The sequence below is a fragment of the Bilifractor porci genome (genome assembly GCF_009696005.1).
Taxonomy (GTDB): Bacteria; Bacillota; Clostridia; order Lachnospirales; family Lachnospiraceae; genus Bilifractor; species Bilifractor porci.
The window spans coordinates 20,980-37,715 of record NZ_VUMV01000011.1; the positions used below are offsets into that span (position 1 = coordinate 20,980).

At 54.3% G+C, this 16,736-nt stretch carries 10 protein-coding genes; 1 reads left to right on the plus strand and 9 read right to left on the minus strand.

Annotation, left to right across the window (positions count from 1 at the left end; all coding sequences use genetic code 11):
• Nucleotides 1–14: 14 nt before the first annotated feature.
• The 5 genes from FYJ60_RS11790 to FYJ60_RS11810 all read right to left on the minus strand — a co-directional run bounded on the left by FYJ60_RS11790 (nt 15) and on the right by FYJ60_RS11810 (nt 7,374).
• Nucleotides 15–2,033, minus strand: coding sequence for a hydantoinase/oxoprolinase family protein (locus FYJ60_RS11790; RefSeq protein WP_205839094.1), 2,019 nt, complete (start codon nt 2,031–2,033; stop codon nt 15–17).
• A 193-nt stretch (nt 2,034–2,226) separates the two neighbouring features.
• Nucleotides 2,227–3,846, minus strand: a complete 1,620-nt coding sequence (locus FYJ60_RS11795) for a Na+/H+ antiporter NhaC family protein (protein WP_154458875.1) — start codon at nt 3,844–3,846, stop codon at nt 2,227–2,229.
• A 117-nt stretch (nt 3,847–3,963) separates the two neighbouring features.
• On the minus strand, nt 3,964–5,256 hold the full coding sequence (gene sstT, locus FYJ60_RS11800) for a serine/threonine transporter SstT (protein WP_154458876.1): 1,293 nt from the start codon (nt 5,254–5,256) through the stop codon (nt 3,964–3,966).
• A gap of 86 nt (nt 5,257–5,342) precedes the next feature.
• Nucleotides 5,343–6,881 carry an NUDIX hydrolase gene (locus tag FYJ60_RS12815; protein WP_154458877.1) on the minus strand — a complete coding sequence of 513 codons (1,539 nt, stop codon included), beginning with the start codon at nt 6,879–6,881 and terminating at the stop codon, nt 5,343–5,345.
• A gap of 4 nt (nt 6,882–6,885) precedes the next feature.
• Nucleotides 6,886–7,374 (minus strand): HD domain-containing protein, encoded by a 489-nt coding sequence (locus FYJ60_RS11810; RefSeq protein ID WP_154458878.1) that lies wholly within the window; start codon nt 7,372–7,374, stop codon nt 6,886–6,888.
• Nucleotides 7,375–7,635: 261 nt separating this feature from the next.
• On the opposite strand from FYJ60_RS11810, the gene feoB reads away from it, so the two are divergent.
• A complete protein-coding gene (gene feoB / locus FYJ60_RS11815) occupies nt 7,636–10,059 on the plus strand; it encodes a ferrous iron transport protein B (RefSeq protein ID WP_330579209.1) in 2,424 nt (807 codons plus the stop codon).
• A 76-nt stretch (nt 10,060–10,135) separates the two neighbouring features.
• On the opposite strand, the gene rfbF is transcribed toward feoB, so the two are convergent.
• From rfbF to FYJ60_RS11835, 4 genes are read right to left on the minus strand one after another with little or no spacing between them, the layout of a single operon-like run.
• Entirely contained in the window at nt 10,136–10,918 is a 783-nt protein-coding gene (gene rfbF, locus FYJ60_RS11820) for a glucose-1-phosphate cytidylyltransferase (RefSeq protein WP_154458880.1), read from the minus strand.
• Nucleotides 10,919–10,969: 51 nt separating this feature from the next.
• Nucleotides 10,970–11,746: a hypothetical protein gene (locus FYJ60_RS11825; protein WP_154458881.1), complete on the minus strand. Its 777-nt coding sequence runs from the start codon at nt 11,744–11,746 to the stop codon at nt 10,970–10,972.
• Nucleotides 11,747–11,783: 37 nt separating this feature from the next.
• Nucleotides 11,784–12,956, minus strand: a complete 1,173-nt coding sequence (locus tag FYJ60_RS11830) for a DUF5716 family protein (RefSeq protein ID WP_154458882.1) — start codon at nt 12,954–12,956, stop codon at nt 11,784–11,786.
• Between the two features lie 39 nt (nt 12,957–12,995).
• Nucleotides 12,996–16,724 carry a DUF5717 family protein gene (locus FYJ60_RS11835; RefSeq protein WP_154458883.1) on the minus strand — a complete coding sequence of 1,243 codons (3,729 nt, stop codon included), beginning with the start codon at nt 16,722–16,724 and terminating at the stop codon, nt 12,996–12,998.
• Nucleotides 16,725–16,736 lie beyond the last annotated feature (12 nt).

Below are 16,736 nucleotides of genomic sequence, written 5' to 3' on the forward strand. Positions count from 1 at the left end.
GCGGTTGCAGGGAGTTACTGTCCGACCGAGAAGGAATCCGTCGCGACGCTCTCCACAATGCTTTCAAAGAACATACTGGATTTTCCCGCCGCACTGCGAATCTGGTGTACGCTGGTCCTGATTTCCGGACGCCCGGAGGCTCCCTGCCTCCGGGCTTTTTCCAGCACCTTCTCTGCCGTCAGCCGTCTGGCAAAGGCTTCCGCCTCGTCGTAATCCTCGAACATCCGGCGGACTTCCCCTTCATAGACCGAATAGCCCTTCAGCTCCGCGCCCTCATATTCCGCCTTCACTCGGGACTGCACGCTGGTTACAATCCGGCTGGCAATGGCTCCCAGGGCGTTCGCCACCGGCGCGTAATTGCCGATCACCGCCCGTGTTCCAAGCAATTCGGCTACCTTCGGAAGAAAAATGTGCACCGGAGCCCCCACACCGATGATGGGAAGATCTGTCCGAATCTGAAAATCCATCCAATCCGGCTTCCTTCCGGCGTAAACCTCCTCAAAGGTACTCTCAATCAGCTTCCGTACTCCCTCCTGCCGGAGCAGACGTTTCTGCTTCGGGTATTTTTGCTCCAGAAGAATTCTGGCAAGGTTGCAGTACATGCGCCGGATTACCATTTTATAGATGGCGTCCGGAATTTCCTCCGCGATTTCCTTTACATTTTCCGCCAGAAAACGGATGGACTCCAGCGCCGCCCGCGGATCATAAACAGGGAAATCCCCCTTGATGACCATCATATCTGTCGGGGTCAGGCCGCTTCTCATCACAATTCCCTCGTCCTCCAGACGTTCTGTCTTCAGGGTGTACATATCCATTCCGAGAACCGACGCCAGTTCCTCCGGCATAAGCGGGCCTTTCTGCAGGGCGCCGCAGATCTGCATCTCCTCGTCCGAATAATTGTCCGGATGTTCCGGATACTTCTGCAGCACATAAAACTCATTCAGCATGCGGGTATGTCTCCGCTCCGCCTCGGCAAGCGTATGGAGCCGGTCCGCAATTCCCGGGTACACCGATGCAAGGACAGAGACCGGAATAACGCGCCGCCCGTCCAGGATCAGTTTTTCATCCCGAAAACGGACCGCAGAATCCCCCCCGAGAAGGAAAGTGTCGATATACATTCCCTGCACCGTCGTCTGCCACTGTCCGATGGAAATCCCGCGCTTATCGGTCACAGGATGCCCGTCACGGATCAGGGCGACATCGGTAGTCGTTCCTCCCATATCCACAATCAACGCGTCGCTTTCCCCCGCCAGGACACTTCCGCCGATCGCGCTTGCCGCCGGTCCGGAGAGAAGGGTTTCCACCGGCACATCCCTTGTCATGACTTCCGACATCAGGCTGCCGTCGCTTCTTACAATGGCAATCGGGATATCCAGATCTCTTTCCTTCAGGACGTTCTTAACCGCCTCCAGGAACTGTGCGATCAGCGGGACAAGCCTGGCATTGAGCAGCGTCCCGGCTCCTCTGCGGAGGACATCCACCTCGTCAAACAGCTCATACGCGGTTGTCACGGAAAAATGCATGGTATCCCTGATGATCTCAGCCGCTTTATTCTCCAGACTTCCCCCGTCTGCCTGCGGGAATACCTGTGTCACACCGACTGCCCCGCAGTCCCGGAACCAGTCCCGGCAGTGTTTGGAGAGCAGATTCCAATCCGGTTCTTTTTCATCCGGAAACATCTGTCTTGGCTTTCCGTCCAGAAAAACCAGCTGGTCCAGATCCCGGAATCCATAGGATGCATAGACCTGTTCCAGATTCCGCATGCGGTCGGGATCCATGCCAATCATCAGGCATCTGGCCCGGCTCCCCTTGTTTTCCAGGCACGCATTGGTAGCCAGAGTGGTGGAAAGCGCCAGAAGCTTCGCCTGCTTCACCAGGTTCTGATCCATCGCGTCCAGCACTCTTGCGATGCAGAGCTCCAGATTGTCCCTTGTTGTCAGTGTCTTGCCGGAGCAGAGCACCTTCCTTGCGTCGCAGTCGTAGACAACTGCGTCTGTATAGGTTCCTCCGGTATCAATACCTATTCCGATCATCGTACACTCCATTCCGCCGCCTTTGGCAGACGGCATAAACTTTGATTAAACTGTGAGAAAAGCCTGCTCTCTTTTTTCTGTTTTCAGAGTAATACACAGACGGCCACAGATCCATTGCTGACGCAACAAATCTGTGACCGTCTGTAAACCCCGGGCCGCCTGAAACCGGCAGACCGGGCGGAAATGCCGCTATTCAGGCCGCCGCATTTTTCTGCCTTTTCTTCATCATCAGCAGAACCGCCAGCAGAATGACAAGGCCGCAGGGAAGGGAAATCCACGCGGACTTCGTCAGCCCGGCAATAATATAAGTGACAAAGGAAACCGCGGCACAGGTCATGGCATAGGGAAGCTGCGTCGTCACATGATTCAGGTGATTACACTGCGCTCCCGCCGAGGACATGATGGTGGTATCGGAAATGGGCGAGCAGTGGTCGCCGCAGACCGCGCCTGCCATGCAGGCAGACATGGCGATAATCATCATGCGGTAGTCCCCGTTTTCAAACACATGGACTACAATCGGAATCAGGATGCCGAAGGTTCCCCAGGAAGTCCCTGTCGCAAAAGACAGGAAAACAGCAATCAGGAAAATAATGCAGGGCAGGAAGTTCATGAAACCGGAAGCGGAGTGCTGCACCAGTCCCGCCACATATTCCTTGGCACCCAGGCTGTCCGTCATTGCCTTCAGCGACCAGGCAAAGGTCAGAATCAGAATCGGGGAAACCATCGCCTTAAAGCCCTCCGGAACGCAATCCATGCAGTCCTTAAAGGAAAGCACCCCGCGGACCAGGTAAATGACAATCGTAATCACAAGTCCGAAAAAGGAACCGAACACCAGGCCGACAGAGGCGTCGCTGCCCGCAAACGCGTCGACAAAATCGGTCCCGGAGAAAAATCCTCCGGTGTAGATCATCCCGATGACGCAGCAGACCACAAGGGCGGCAACCGGAATAACCAGGTCAAAAACCGTGCCCTTTGCGCTTACCTTTTTTTCTGATTCATTTGCATAAGGGCGGTCCGGCGTTGTGTACAGATCTCCGCGTATAGCATTCTTCTCATGCAGCGCCATAGGACCGTAGTCCACATTCAGAGCTACCAGCATAATCATCATAGCAATGGTTAAAAGGGCATAAAAATTGTACGGGATCGTCTGCACAAACAATGCAATTCCGTTTTTTCCCTCCACAAAGCCGGAGACAGCGGCAGCCCACGAGGAGATCGGCGCAATGATGCAGACCGGGGCCGCCGTGGCGTCGATCAGATAGGCCAGCTTCGCGCGGGACACCTGATGCTTGTCCGTCACCGGACGCATGACACTTCCCACTGTCAGGCAGTTAAAATAATCGTCAATAAAAATCAGGATTCCCAGAACAATCGTCGCAAACTGCGCGCCCGCCCTTGTCTTAATATGTCTGGAAGCCCACTGGCCAAACGCCGCGGAACCTCCGGCGCGGTTCATCATGGCGACCATGATACCCAGAATAACCAGAAATACCAGAATACCGACATTGTAAGAATCCGAAAGAACAGAGATCACGCCGTCCTGAAACGTATGGGTCAGCGTACCCTCAAAGCTGAAGCCGGAATACAGCATCGCGCCGGAAAGGATTCCGATAAACAGGGAACTGTAAACCTCCTTGGTCACAAGCGCCAGCGCAATGGCAATAATCGGCGGGACCAGCGCCCAGAAAGATTCCTGGACCGTATCCTGATTGGTGGTCACCGCCCCGGTTACAAGGACAGCGATCACACAGACGACAGCAATCAGCAGGGCGATTCTGTCTCTTTTCACCCGTTTGGCTTCTTTTTCATTCATTTTTCCATCTTCTCCCTCATTTTTTCAGGCTGCAGTGAACATCTGTCTGCCCGGAATTGTAAAAAACATATAAAGTGATTTTATGGCAGACACCCCGGCATGTCAACAAACCCTTCCCTATTTATCCGAAAGTCCGAGCTTTTTCCTCTCTCGTTTCGAGTACATGAAGGCCGGAAGCGGTTTGCCCTCCTTCTGCCAGGCACAGAACTCCGCGGTCGCCGCAAACATGACATCACCGGAAGAATTCAGCATAGTCTCCACACTGTCCTGGACAACGCCGATAATAAAGCCTACTCCCACCACCTGCATGGCAATATCATTGGAGATCCCAAACAGCGAACATGCCATCGGAATCAGCAGCAGCGATCCGCCTGCCACACCGGAAGCGCCGCAGGCGGCAAGCGTAGACAGCACACTCAGGACCAGTGCCGTCGGAATATCCACGGAAATTCCCAGGGTATGTGCCGCCGCCAGGGTCATAACCGTTATGGTTACCGCGGCGCCGTCCATATTGATGGTGGCTCCCAGCGGTATGGAAACGGAATACATATCCTTATCCAGACCCATTCTTTCACACAGCGCCATATTGATCGGAATATTTGCCGCGGAGCTTCTGGTAAAGAAGGCAGTGAGCCCGCTTTCCCGCAGGCATTTGAAAACCAGCGGATAAGGATTCCGCCGCAGATGCAGCGCCGCGATCAGCGGGTCCACAGCCAGAGAGACGACCATCATACATCCCACCAGAAGAAGCAGAAGTTTCCCGTAGACGGTAAAGACAGACAGGCCGTTTGTGGAGACCGTATTGAACACCAGTCCCATGATCCCGAACGGAGCCAGATTGATAATCCACCGTACCACCTGGGAGATGGCATCCGACACATTTGCCATAAAAGTCCTGCTGTTATCCGAGGCGAATTTTTTCATGCCGAGCCCGAACATAACAGCCCAGAACAAAATGCCGATGTAATTGGCATTGATAAACGCGGAAAACGGATTGGCGATGATGTTCATCAGGACATTCTGGAGTACCTCGCCGATTCCCTGCGGTATGGCATCCGCCTGCGCCGCCTCGGTAAAAACAAGGGTCTGCGGAAACGTAAAACTCCCGATCACCGCAACGACTGCGGCCAAAAACGTGCTGAGCATGTACAGCCAGAGAACCATCCCGAAACGCCTGTCCAGACGGCTGCCGCCCTGCGCCAGCGCGCCGGCTACCAGAACGAAGACAAGAACCGGGGCGATCGCCTTCAGCGCGCCGACAAACAGATCTCCGAATACGGCAATCCAGGCCGCTCCTGGAACCAGAAGAGCCAGCACGATTCCGATGCCCATGCCGATAACAATTCGCAGAATGAGACTCATGGAATTGTATTTTTTAACTACACTTTTGAAAAAAATAAGAACAGCCATACCTTTCTCCTCCCTCTGCGGACATTTGTCCGTATATGGAAATATCCTACCACACACGGGAGAAAGAATACAGCATTTCTGTTTGTTTAATCTTCTTTTTGTTCCAGAAGATACGCCAGAATGCCTGCCACCGTCTTGGAATCCTGGATCTCTCCGCTCTCAATCCTCCGTTTCAGTTCCTCCGGCGAATAGCTCTCCAGGCTGATTTCCTCCGCCTCATCCAGTTGCTGCGCACCCTTTTTTTCTACCGGTTTTGCCAGATAAACCGCCGTACTTTCATCACACCAGGCAGTGGCGGTCTGCAGCTTCAGCAGCGGGGTCAGCTGGTCGCAGGTATAGCCGGTTTCCTCCTCCAGTTCGCGCAGAGCCGTTACCTCCGTATCCTCTTCATAGGAATTCTTCGCCCCGGCGGGAAGCTCCAGCGTTTCCCTGCCGATGGCGGGGCGGAACTGGCGGATCAGAAGGATTTTTTCATCCGGCAGAACCGGGACAACGCAGGCTCCGCCCTTTTTCCTGTGCGCGACAAAATCCCAGATCTCCTTTTTTCCGTCCGGAAGCTCCATGACATCATGATAAAAGTCCAGAACATGTCCGCTGGAGACCAGCTTCCTGTCCAGACGGCGCAGATGCCCCTTCCTGTCCTTTTGTTCTTCCTCAACAGGTGCCGGGCACTGTTCTTCCTTTTTTTCCGTGCCTTTGTCCTCTGTTTTTCCGCCCTGTCCGGATTCCTTGTCCTGTTCTGACAAATTCTCTGTTTCCGTTTTTTCTTCGGGAAGCGGAGCATCCTCTTCCACCGGTACGGTCTTCACAGGTTTCCCGTTCTTATCTACGGCACGTACAATCAGGTTTTCGGCAATCTTTGCGTAACGGGCAGGATTTCTTCCCGCTTTCTTCAGGTACCGGTAGCCGAACAGGCTGAAGACCAGCGCGCCGATAAAATTCACCATGAGATCCTTCATGGTATCCAGAATTCCGATATCCAGATAGCCGCCGGAAATGGTGTAGGTTTTCCCGGAGGCTGTGTAAATCACCGTTTTTTCGATGTCTTTTACCGCGATCGGAATCTGGGAATGGGTGGGATCCAGGGTGACAGACTGAAACTGCCTGACAATAAAGTCCTTCTGCATATCCTGTCCGAAGAAAAGATCTCCCGCGCACTCGATGAACTCCCAGCAGACCCCGACTGTCATAGAGAAACAGAAGGCCACCAGACACAGATAGAGCGGGGAGAGCTGAATCCTTTTGCTGTGCCGGTTCAGCAGATCGATCAGGGAAAATCCTACCGCTGCGCAGAGAAACCCGTTAATCGTATGCAGCATGGTGTCCCATCCCGGAAGATTAATGTAAAAGTTATCCACCTCTCCCAGAATTTCCGCGGCGAAAATAAAAAGATAGATGATTCCCTCAAACAGCGGGGGGATTTCTATTTCCAGATTGTCCTCCATGAAGCTTGGAGCAAGAAAAAGGAGCAGGGATAGCAGACAGATCCCCACTCCCTCATAATTCCGCACAAAAATCTGCCGGATCATGCAGAAAAGAACCAGCGCGCGCAGAACCGTATACAGAATAAATGTCCGCCTGTCCAGACGGATCCGGTTTTTCAGATACCTGATATATCTGGCCATTGTTTTACCCCTCTGAAAAATTTATGTGCAGGACCATCTCCTCAAACGCGCAGATCTTATCCGCCAGTGTCACAATCCATGCCTCTTTGCATCTCGGAAGATGCGTAAGGTTCAGCGGCCACATATGGCTGTAGATGATATTCTTCTCCGTCTCGTTCAGATTGAATTTTTCCTCCGCGTTTTTAAGCGCCGTGCCGGCGTGGGAGGTTCCGTGCCGGTAAGCGCCCATGGGATGATCCCGGAAATCGTACAGATAATAATCGTGCAGGACAGCTCCCCGCAGCAGGGATTTCTCATCGACCTTAACGTGAAGCCTTTTTTCTATTTTGTGGCTCATCCTGGCCACATGGCACACATGATTAAAGGTATTGCTGACCGTGTGCTGCCTGAACTGCCTCATGACCCGGATATCCGGATCGTTCTTCATAGCCTCCAGGGCTTCTGTATAGGTATCGTTTTCTTCTTCTTTTTCGTTTTTAACAGATATCGTCATAATCGAAAGCCTTCCTTCTGTTATCTCCGGAACTTTCTGCCGCACATCACCCGGAGGCTGCCGGCAGACTGTTCCGAAAACATATTATACTATGCTTTTTCAGGAAAAACCACATTTCCGGCATTTTCAGCCCGGTTGTCCTGAGGCGGACGTTGTGTTAGACTAACCGGTAGAAAATAAACATTGGAATAGAGCCTTCGGAGAAATGGCATATTCTCCCCAAAACGGCTCTGATCTTCTTCAATGGAGGGATTTGCAGCAGTGATACAACAGAATAATACCCTGACCGGCCTTGACATCGGGGAATCCGGCATTATTACAGCAGTTGGCGGGGAGGGTGCTTTGCGGCAGCACTTTCTGGACATGGGTCTGATCCCCGGTGTAGAAGTCTCGCTTGAAAAATATGCCCCCATGGGCGATCCCATGCAGCTGAAGGTGGCAGGCTATGAACTGACCCTGCGGGTCGCGGACGGCGAAAAAATATCCGTCCGTCCCCTGACCGCGGACGAAAAAAAGGCATCCGCCGCCAGGACGGCGGCGGGAATTCTTTCCTCCGAAGGAACATCCCCAAAAGGGGAGAATCCGGCCGAACCGGGTTCCGCACTGCTGGAGCATCCCGGTCTTGGCGAGGGTGGCCGGTATCATGTAAAAAAAGGGGAGCATCCGCTTCCGGACGACGCCCGGCTGACCTTTGCCCTTGCAGGCAACCAAAACTGCGGAAAAACAACCCTGTTTAACCAGCTGACAGGCGCCAACCAGCACGTCGGCAATTTCCCCGGCGTGACGGTTGACCGGAAGAGCGGAGCCATCAAGGGACATCCCAACACGGAGATCACCGACCTGCCCGGCATCTATTCCATGTCCCCCTACACGGATGAGGAAATCGTCACCCGTCAGTTTATCATCGGAGAAAAACCGACAGCCATTATCAATATCGTGGACGCCACGAATATCGAGCGCAACCTTTACCTGACGATGCAGCTGATGGAGCTGGACCGCCCGGTTGTCCTTGCCCTGAATATGATGGACGAACTGCGCGGGAACGGCGGCTCTGTCCGGGTAAACCTGATGGAGTCCATGCTGGGAATCCCTGTCGTCCCGATTTCCGCGGTAAAGGGGGAAGGGGTCGAGGAGCTGGTCAAGCATGCCCTGCATATCGCGCACTACCAGGAGTGCCCCGGCCGCACCGATTTCTGCGATAAAAATGACCACGGAGGGGCTGTACACCGCTGTCTGCACGCGATTATGCACCTGATTGAAGACCATGCGCTGGCAGCTGACATACCGGTCCGCTTTGCGGCGACCAAGCTGTGTGAAAACGACAAGCTTGTCATGGACGCGCTGAAGCTGGACCAGAATGAAAAAGAGATGATTGAGCACATTATCGTGCAGATGGAGGAAGAGCGCGGGCTGGACCGCACCGCAGCCATTGCCGACATGCGCTTCCAATTTATAAAGAAACTGGTCGCCGCAACCGTTGTAAGGCCGCATGAGAGCAAAGAACATCTCCGGAGCCTGAAGATCGACAAAATCCTGACGGGGAAATATACGGCCATACCGTCCTTTATTCTGATTATGGGACTGGTTTTCTGGCTTACCTTCGGCGTGATCGGCCTTGCCCTGCAGAATCTGATGGCCGCGGGCATCAGCGCTTTGACCGCGCTTACCGACCAGGCGCTGACTGCCGCGAATGTCAATACCGTCCTGCACTCGCTGATTATTGACGGCATTTTTACCGGGGTGGGCTCCGTCCTGTCCTTCCTGCCGATTATTGTAACGCTGTTCTTCTTCCTCTCGCTGCTGGAGGATACCGGCTATATGGCACGGATTGCCTTTGTCATGGACAAGCTTCTCCGGAGAATCGGCCTTTCCGGAAGATCCATTGTGCCCATGCTGATCGGCTTCGGATGCTCCGTGCCGAGCATTATGGCTTCGCGCACGCTTCCCTCGGAGCGTGACCGGAAAATGACGATCATGCTGACTCCTTTTATGAGCTGCACCGCAAAATATCCGATTTACGGCTTCTTTGTCGCCGCCTTTTTCCCGAAATACGCATGGCAGATTGTCATCGGCCTCTACGCACTGGGCGTTCTGGTCGGCATTCTGGTGGCGCGGATTTCCAAGGATACGGTATTCAAGGGAGAGGCTGTCCCCTTTGTCATGGAGCTTCCGAACTACCGGCTGCCCAGCCCGAAAAATGTCGCCCAGCTGCTGTGGGAGAAGGCAAAGGACTTTCTTCAGCGGGCATTTACCATCATCTTTCTGGCATCCATCGTCATCTGGTTCCTGGAAACCTTTGATTTCCATCTGACCATGGTGACCGATTCCCAGAAGTCCATGCTGGCCGTCATCGCAAGCGTCATCGCACCTGTTTTCCGGCCGCTCGGCTTCGGGGACTGGAGAATTTCCACCTCGCTGATCACAGGATTTCTTGCGAAGGAGAGTGTTGTCTCCACCCTGAACGTACTCTTTGGCTCCACCGCCGCCCTCATGGCGTCCCTGGAACCTTCCGCCGCCGTGGCGCTCCTTGTCTTCTGCCTGCTTTACACCCCCTGTGTGGCAGCCATCTCCTCCGTCCGCAATGAGCTCGGAGGAAAATGGGCGGCAGGCATGGTGCTCTTCCAGTGTGTCATTGCCTGGATCTGTTCCTTTGTGGTCCATCTGATCGTCATGGCGGTCATGTAACCTCTTCTGGGGCAGAAAAGAAAAAGCCTGCCGGACACCTTGACGGGCCGGCAGGCAGCAGAAGCGCAGCACTGCTTTATTCTTCCCATTTTTTCCAGGGCGCGTTTCCGGACGCCAAAAGCTTTTCCAGCATATCCATCTCCCGCTTGTTGTCCATGCACTGCCAGAATCCCTTGTGCATGTAGGACATCAGCTCCCCCTCTTCCGCCAGCCGCTCCAGCGGTTCCTTCTCGAAAACTGTATCATCCCCCTCAATATAGTCAAAGATCTCCGGATTCAGGACCATGTATCCCGCGTTGATCGGGGAACTGTCCTGGATATTCTTCTCCCGGAAGGACTTCACCGCGTTGTCTCCCCCGATATTCAGAATCCCCTTCTGCTGTTCCATGATGACAGCGGTAAGCGTCGCGATTTTTCCGTGCTGCTGATGAAATTTCAGAAGATCCCGGATGTTGACATCGCAGACCCCGTCTCCATAGGTCATAAAAAAAGGCTCGTCTCCCACATATTTCCGGATTCGACAGATTCTTCCCCCAGTCATGGTGTGCAGTCCTGTATCCACCACCGTGACCTTCCAGGGCTCACAGTGGGACTCCAGCACCCGCATCTCATTCCTTCCGTTTGTAAAATCAAACTGTACATCCGAACTGTTCAGATAGTAATCCGCGAACCATTTTTTAATAACCTGCTGCTTATAGCCCGCGCAGATAATGAAGTCATTAAATCCATAGTAGAGGTATTCCTTCATGATATGCCAGAGAATCGGTTTTCCTCCGATCTCTACCATCGGCTTCGGCTTAAACTGGGACTCCTCGGATATCCTTGTTCCGAAGCCTCCTGCCAGCAAAACAACCTTCATTTTCCCGTTCCGCCTCCCTGCAAATGCTGATTCCGTCCGAACTTCCGCCTTTTACAGATCCGTCTGCCTGTGATACTCCCGCACCCACAGGTTCAGTGCGGCATCCATATCCTCCGGCACAGACGGCTCCGGAAGAGACCGGATCTGACGCTCCATCTCCTCCCGGTCCGGTTCCCCGACACCCAATTCCTCACATTTCCGCTGAAACGCCTCTTCGCCGTCCTTCATGCGGACGCAGAAAAGATAGCCGTTCCGGGCGGCGGATGTCTGAAGCAGGTCAAACGCCTTTTTCATGCACTCGCACGCTTCCTCCATCTGAAAGAGCCGCGCAAAGACCGCTCCCGCGTTGTAGTACACCGTGCCCCGGAACTGCGCCCCCGTGGAATGCTCCGCGCCTTCCGACAGCTTCAGCGCCTTTTGGTAACAGCTGACCGCCCTGGTGTACTTTTCATATCCGGCAAGCACATCCCCCTTCTGCTTCAGCCGGACCTCCCCCGGCAGTTTTTCCATCTCCTGTATCTTTTCCGACCATGTGTTTTTTTCCGCAGGACTGAGCCAGCCGATTTCCTGAAAAACCGGCAGGATCAGATCCGCAAGCCCCGCGCCTCCGGCTCTCTGCTTTTCCAGCGTCTCCGCCAGGCGGTGCAGACGCAGTTCCCCTCCAAGCCAGTCCGTCATAGCCGGTCCGAAAAAATCACGATCAAGGAGGGCCGGATGTCCCTGCATAAAATAGCAGAGTTCCTCGATGGAATACAGCTTCAGATCGATATCCTCCGCGTAAAAAGGCTGTTCCGCGCGGGGCACCTGACAAAGTATCACTTCACTCATGATTCATGCTCTCCTTTACGGGAATCCTCCCGGATTTTCAGGCTTTCAGTTCCTCTCTCCAGATCTGCCCCGTTCCCGGATACATCTCCCCAAAACCGATATCCTGCACCTCGATCATCATCCGGTGGGCGGACTCAAAGCTGAACCGCAGGTGAAGCCGGTTGGTCTTAGGCGGCCTCTGGGGCAGTCCCGGAAGCTCCATACGTACTTCCCTCCGGTTCCCCCCGTCCATCCCGGTCAGCGTGAAGGTAAGCTCCGGATCCCCGACCAGCAGGATCTCACAGTCCCGTTCCGCCTCATACCAGTTTACGCCGGCACTGATCAGCGGGTAAAACGTCTTTGTCCCCTGCACCGTCATCTGCATGCCGACGTTGTTCCGGATCAGTTCATCTCCCAGGTACAGATAGCCGGCCAGCCGTCTCTCCACCGTCTTTTCTCTTGCGCCGCAGCAGGCTCCCCTGGCAAAAAGGTTGTCTACCACAAAAACCTTCCTGCCTCCCTTGCAGAGCAGGGCGGTGGAGCGGCTCATAGCCGTCTTGTCGAAGGTTTCCCCCATCAGGAAAACAGAGGAGTACAGATTCTGCCGCAGGGAGTCATCCACCATCCGGCAGAACTGGCTGTCCCAGACCGAGGGGTCTCCATTCAGATGAACCGTCATGCCGCTTTCCACGGTTACCGTAACCGGTCTGGTCATGTGGTTGGACGAAAGCGAACAGAAGCTCACATCCCTGTCTTGAAACAGGAAAAAGCCCACATTTCTGGACCAGAGTTCCTTTTTCTGGTAAAGGGTGTGATAGTAAAAGCTCTCCTTGTAATCCTGCAGGAATGCCCGGCTACTGTCCAGCTCCAAGCGCTCATAGACGCCTTGGATCAGATTGACCAGCGCCCGGGACAGAACCGGAACCGTAATCATCATGCCGGATACCTGGCTTCCGGGATCCTCCAGCCCAAGAGTGGCAAGAGCCTGCCGCAGCATTCCGGCCGTTTTATCCGCCAGGATCTCCTGCTCCTGCCGCACGCTCTCTGCGTCCTCGTAAAGATTATCCCCTACCTGCTTCTCACAGGCATCCAGAACTTCCCGGAAGGAGATTTCCTCATTTCCGGCTTTCAGGGGAGCCGTACCGGAATCTCCACGCTCCGTGTCAAAGTAACACAGCTGGGGAGCCGTCCTGTTCAAGTCAATCCCGACTATGAGATTGTGTACACGCATACTCTGCCTCCTGCTTCCTCTCCGGCGCGCCCGGAACAATCATTCCATCAGTGGGAGCAGCTTCCGGACGTATGCATCCTGACTCTGATACTGCCGCAGTGTCCTTGTAAGCTCCGCCTGGTTTCCTTCTGCTCTTGCCTCCAGCATGTGGTTCAGCAGCTTGTACCGGGTAATGCCCCCGGTATCCATCCCGACCAGGGAAACCTGATAGCTATCCGTCTTACGGATTTCTCCGTGTTCCAGAATACTGAGGTAATAGGTCAGCGTCTCTCCGTAGAAAAGAAGAAACTCCCGAACAAAAATCCCTCTGTAGACATTTCGCATCGGCTCTGAGATCCAGCCGCTGTCCCCGCCGTTCTGTTCCTGCAGGCGGTAATGCAGAATCACCCGGCTGTCCGGACGAAACTGTTCCTCTACAAAAACCTTATCCTCGATCTGATAGGCCTGGATCAGCTTCTGGGGCAGTCTGCCGAAAAACTCAAAGCGCATCCCGTTCTCATCCATTTCACGAAGCAGCTGCTCCGCAATTTTTTCCTGTGTCTCTGTCAGAGGGTTTTTCTGACCCGCTGCCGTATTCCCGGTTCCCGGCAGCTCTTCCGCATGCCCTGCTGTTCCGCCCGCATCTTCCGGGGATTCTTTCTCCTTGTCCGGCGCATCTGCCGTTCCGTCCGCAGCCGCGGCAGAACCGGCTGCACCTTGCGGGGATTCTTTCTCCTTGTCCGGCGCATCTGCCATTCCGTCCGCGCAGAGCTCCGAATAGTGCCGGAGCAGCGCAAGCCTGCAGACAATGTCCAGCTGTTCTCCCTGCAGAATCTGCTGCTCGATCCCGGAGAAAGCAAGCTCCGGCGTTTTTCTTCCGCCCAGAAAATACCAGGATGCCAGATAGGTCAGAAAAGCCTGGATAACCCTGCGGCTTCCCTGCTGTCGGATATAAGCCCCCAGGATTTCTTCCCCGCACTCCGGAAACTGCCGGGATGCCATAGAGCGGAGCAGGATTCTCTCTTCCAGGGTATAGGTATCCAGCTGGAAGCCCTCCGCGCGCCTCCACAAACGGCAGAGATGCCGGATGGAACCATCGTAATAATCCCGGAGATAAATCAGAATGACGTCATCATATTTATCCTTGGAAAAGACCTGCCAGGCCAGACTGACCAGAACCGGATTTTCTTCAAAATCATTCTGAAGAATCAGCCGGCTGGTGAGTTTCAGAAGCTGATCCGCGGGAATGCCCTCCGCCCCGTATTTTTCTACAATCCGGAAGGCGTCCTGATACCTTCCGTCACGGATCAGAATGGAAACGGTTCCCGCTTTATCCGCGGAGGCATAGGCTTCCACTTCCTTCGTCGGAACCGCCGACCTGCTGTCCTCCGTGGGGTGATGCAGATAAAACTCCACCAGCTTTCTGCGGATAATATTCCGGTACTCATCCGTGAAGGCCTCGTTTTGGACTGCTTTTCTGTAATCCTCCACACTGGCGCTGTTCACATCCATTTGAAAGGCCTTTTCCCTGCACAGATAAAGCTCCAGGCCGGCGTTCTCCGCGCCCATGGAAAGACATTGCCTGGCACTTTCCCTCTCATCCATCAGGGGCTCCGCCGAATACCGGACCGTTGTGCCGAAACGGCGGTGTCTGTCATCCTCCAGAAGAATGCAGGCGTCTTCCGAATAGATTCTGGGATATGCCACGCCGTCGCGGCAGGGATAGCACTGTTCTTCCTTCAGGGCATTATGGGTGACCACAACCTGGCGGATCCTCCGGTCCGCTGTTATCAGCCTCCTGGCAAACATCACATCCACCAGCTGTTCCGCCTGTTCTCTGGAATCCGGCGTCCGGAAAAATTCCCGGTACAGGACCGCATAATCCCGGTTAATCCGTCCCCTGGCCAGGGACATCTCCGCGAATTCCTTCATATTTCTGCTGTAATTCTCATAACTGGTGAAATCCTCCTCCTTGTGGAGAATGACACTGGCATACAGCCTCGCCCGTTTTTTCTCTCCGAGCGTATTGTTGGTGGCAAAATACATAAGAACCGGAAGCGGCAGCGAAACAGAGGCCGGTTTGTCACAGGTCTCCATGTAATATTCATACAGCCGGGTAATGCGGATCTCCGCTTCCACTGCCCTGGCAAACCACGGAAAGCATTCCTTCCGGAGAGGATCACCCTTAATCAGCTGCTTGCAGATTGCTTCCAGAACGTCCGGGGAAGGATATTTCTCATAACCACTGGTAAGAATCCTCGTTACCGGAGCACTGAAATGCTTGCTGTTTCCGCTGAGAAACGCTGTCCGGAGAAGAAGTCCCTCCGTCAGCATCTGATACCTCTGTGCAAAGCAGAGCACCTGCAGCATAAAGGGCGACAGCCGCCGCAGCAGGGACTCTTCCTGCTTCAGAATATTCCAGGCCTCCAGATACAGGAACGGGCTGGTGCAGCCGGCATTAAAACACGCCTCCAGCTGGGCCAACTGGTCCGCGCGGGAAAACTCCTCGGCATGAATCTCCTTCTGCAACAGATGCAGAATGACATAGCTGTTCGGCTGACGCTCCAGATACCGCTGCAGCGTGCCGGTGATATTGTTTTTTTCCGCAGGAAGCAGGCCTGCCGCCTTTGCGAGAGAGAGGTAAATCGCTCTCTCCTCCCGGTTTTTCAGCTTGATCTTCCCGTCCTTCACCGGCCAGAGGTTTTCCAGCACCCCGGTATTATCTTCCCTGGAAAGATCCAGGTAGGCCGCGTAGAGCAAGGCAAGAGAATCCTCCGGATCCGCCTCCCGCATGTCGTGAACCGTCATCGCGGCGCTTTCCTGCCAGGTGTGGTAATCCAGCCGGTGGAGCAGAAGCCCCAGATAATCCCGCAGCAGCCAGGATATCCTGCGGTTTCTGACCGCGTCCGGGCGGATCTGCGCCTCCCCGTGGCGGGAGACCTCCACCTGATACTCCAGCGTCTGATGAACACTGCGGAGCACAATTTTTCCGAACTGCCTGCCTTCCCCGATTTTATCCGCATGTACGATGTATTCCAGCCCGTATACACGGCCGATAAAATCCTCGGTGGTAATAGTTTTCTTTTCCACCTCCAGGAAATCGCACTCCGTCTCCACCTCGATGCGCACATATCCCCAGGTACTCCGGTACAGATAGAGCGTGTCCTTCTGAGATGCCTCCAGATGAAACACACCCTTCTGCTGCTTATCCAACGAGAGAACAACCGGCTCCTTTTTTCCGGTAGAAACCAGAAATTCCTCCAGATGCTGATACGTGACCGGATTGTGGGACATTCCCTTGTAGAATGCGGTATACGGCCTGTTTTTTCCGTTCAGGATACGGGAAAACTCCGGATTGGTAAACAGGCGGAAGCCTTCCCTGAGGCTCTTCTGGCAGACCTTCGCGAAATCTTCCAGCGTCTGCACCTCCGGATCAAAGCTGTCCTGCCCTTCCACAGAAATTTCCGCGCAGACAGAGACCACCTTTTCCCCCAGGCAGGAAATGATCGTCACCGCCCCCTCAAAGCTCTCCCCCGGCTTCCATCCGGTCAGATCCACGGTTCCGGAGAGCCTGCAGTTTTCCCCTTCAAAATCCGCGGAATCCAGTCGGATTCTTGGCTCATCCGAGGCGGCAAGACCATGAATCCTGCTTCCGTCCGAAGCCGAGACAAAAAACGTAAACGTCCCTGTCTCTCCCTCCGGAACCGTAAGCCGGATTCTCTCCTCCGAAAGCACAAGCTCCGGAAGGTCGTAAACAAACCCAATAGTTGTCCCCTCTTGCTTCGCCATGTATAACCCCTC

Bases quoted from the DNA above. Each gene is read 5' to 3' on its own strand.
- FYJ60_RS11810 (WP_154458878.1), bottom strand. From the start codon at position 7,374: ATGACGATATCTGTTAAAAACGAAAAAGAAGAAGAAAACGATACCTAT.
- FYJ60_RS12815 (WP_154458877.1), bottom strand. From the start codon at position 6,881: ATGGCCAGATATATCAGGTATCTGAAAAACCGGATCCGTCTGGACAGG.
- FYJ60_RS11830 (WP_154458882.1), bottom strand. From the start codon at position 12,956: ATGCGTGTACACAATCTCATAGTCGGGATTGACTTGAACAGGACGGCT.
- sstT (WP_154458876.1), bottom strand. From the start codon at position 5,256: ATGGCTGTTCTTATTTTTTTCAAAAGTGTAGTTAAAAAATACAATTCC.
- FYJ60_RS11835 (WP_154458883.1), bottom strand. From the start codon at position 16,724: ATGGCGAAGCAAGAGGGGACAACTATTGGGTTTGTTTACGACCTTCCG.
- rfbF (WP_154458880.1), bottom strand. From the start codon at position 10,918: ATGAAGGTTGTTTTGCTGGCAGGAGGCTTCGGAACAAGGATATCCGAG.
- FYJ60_RS11790 (WP_205839094.1), bottom strand. From the start codon at position 2,033: ATGATCGGAATAGGTATTGATACCGGAGGAACCTATACAGACGCAGTT.
- FYJ60_RS11795 (WP_154458875.1), bottom strand. From the start codon at position 3,846: ATGAATGAAAAAGAAGCCAAACGGGTGAAAAGAGACAGAATCGCCCTG.
- FYJ60_RS11825 (WP_154458881.1), bottom strand. From the start codon at position 11,746: ATGAGTGAAGTGATACTTTGTCAGGTGCCCCGCGCGGAACAGCCTTTT.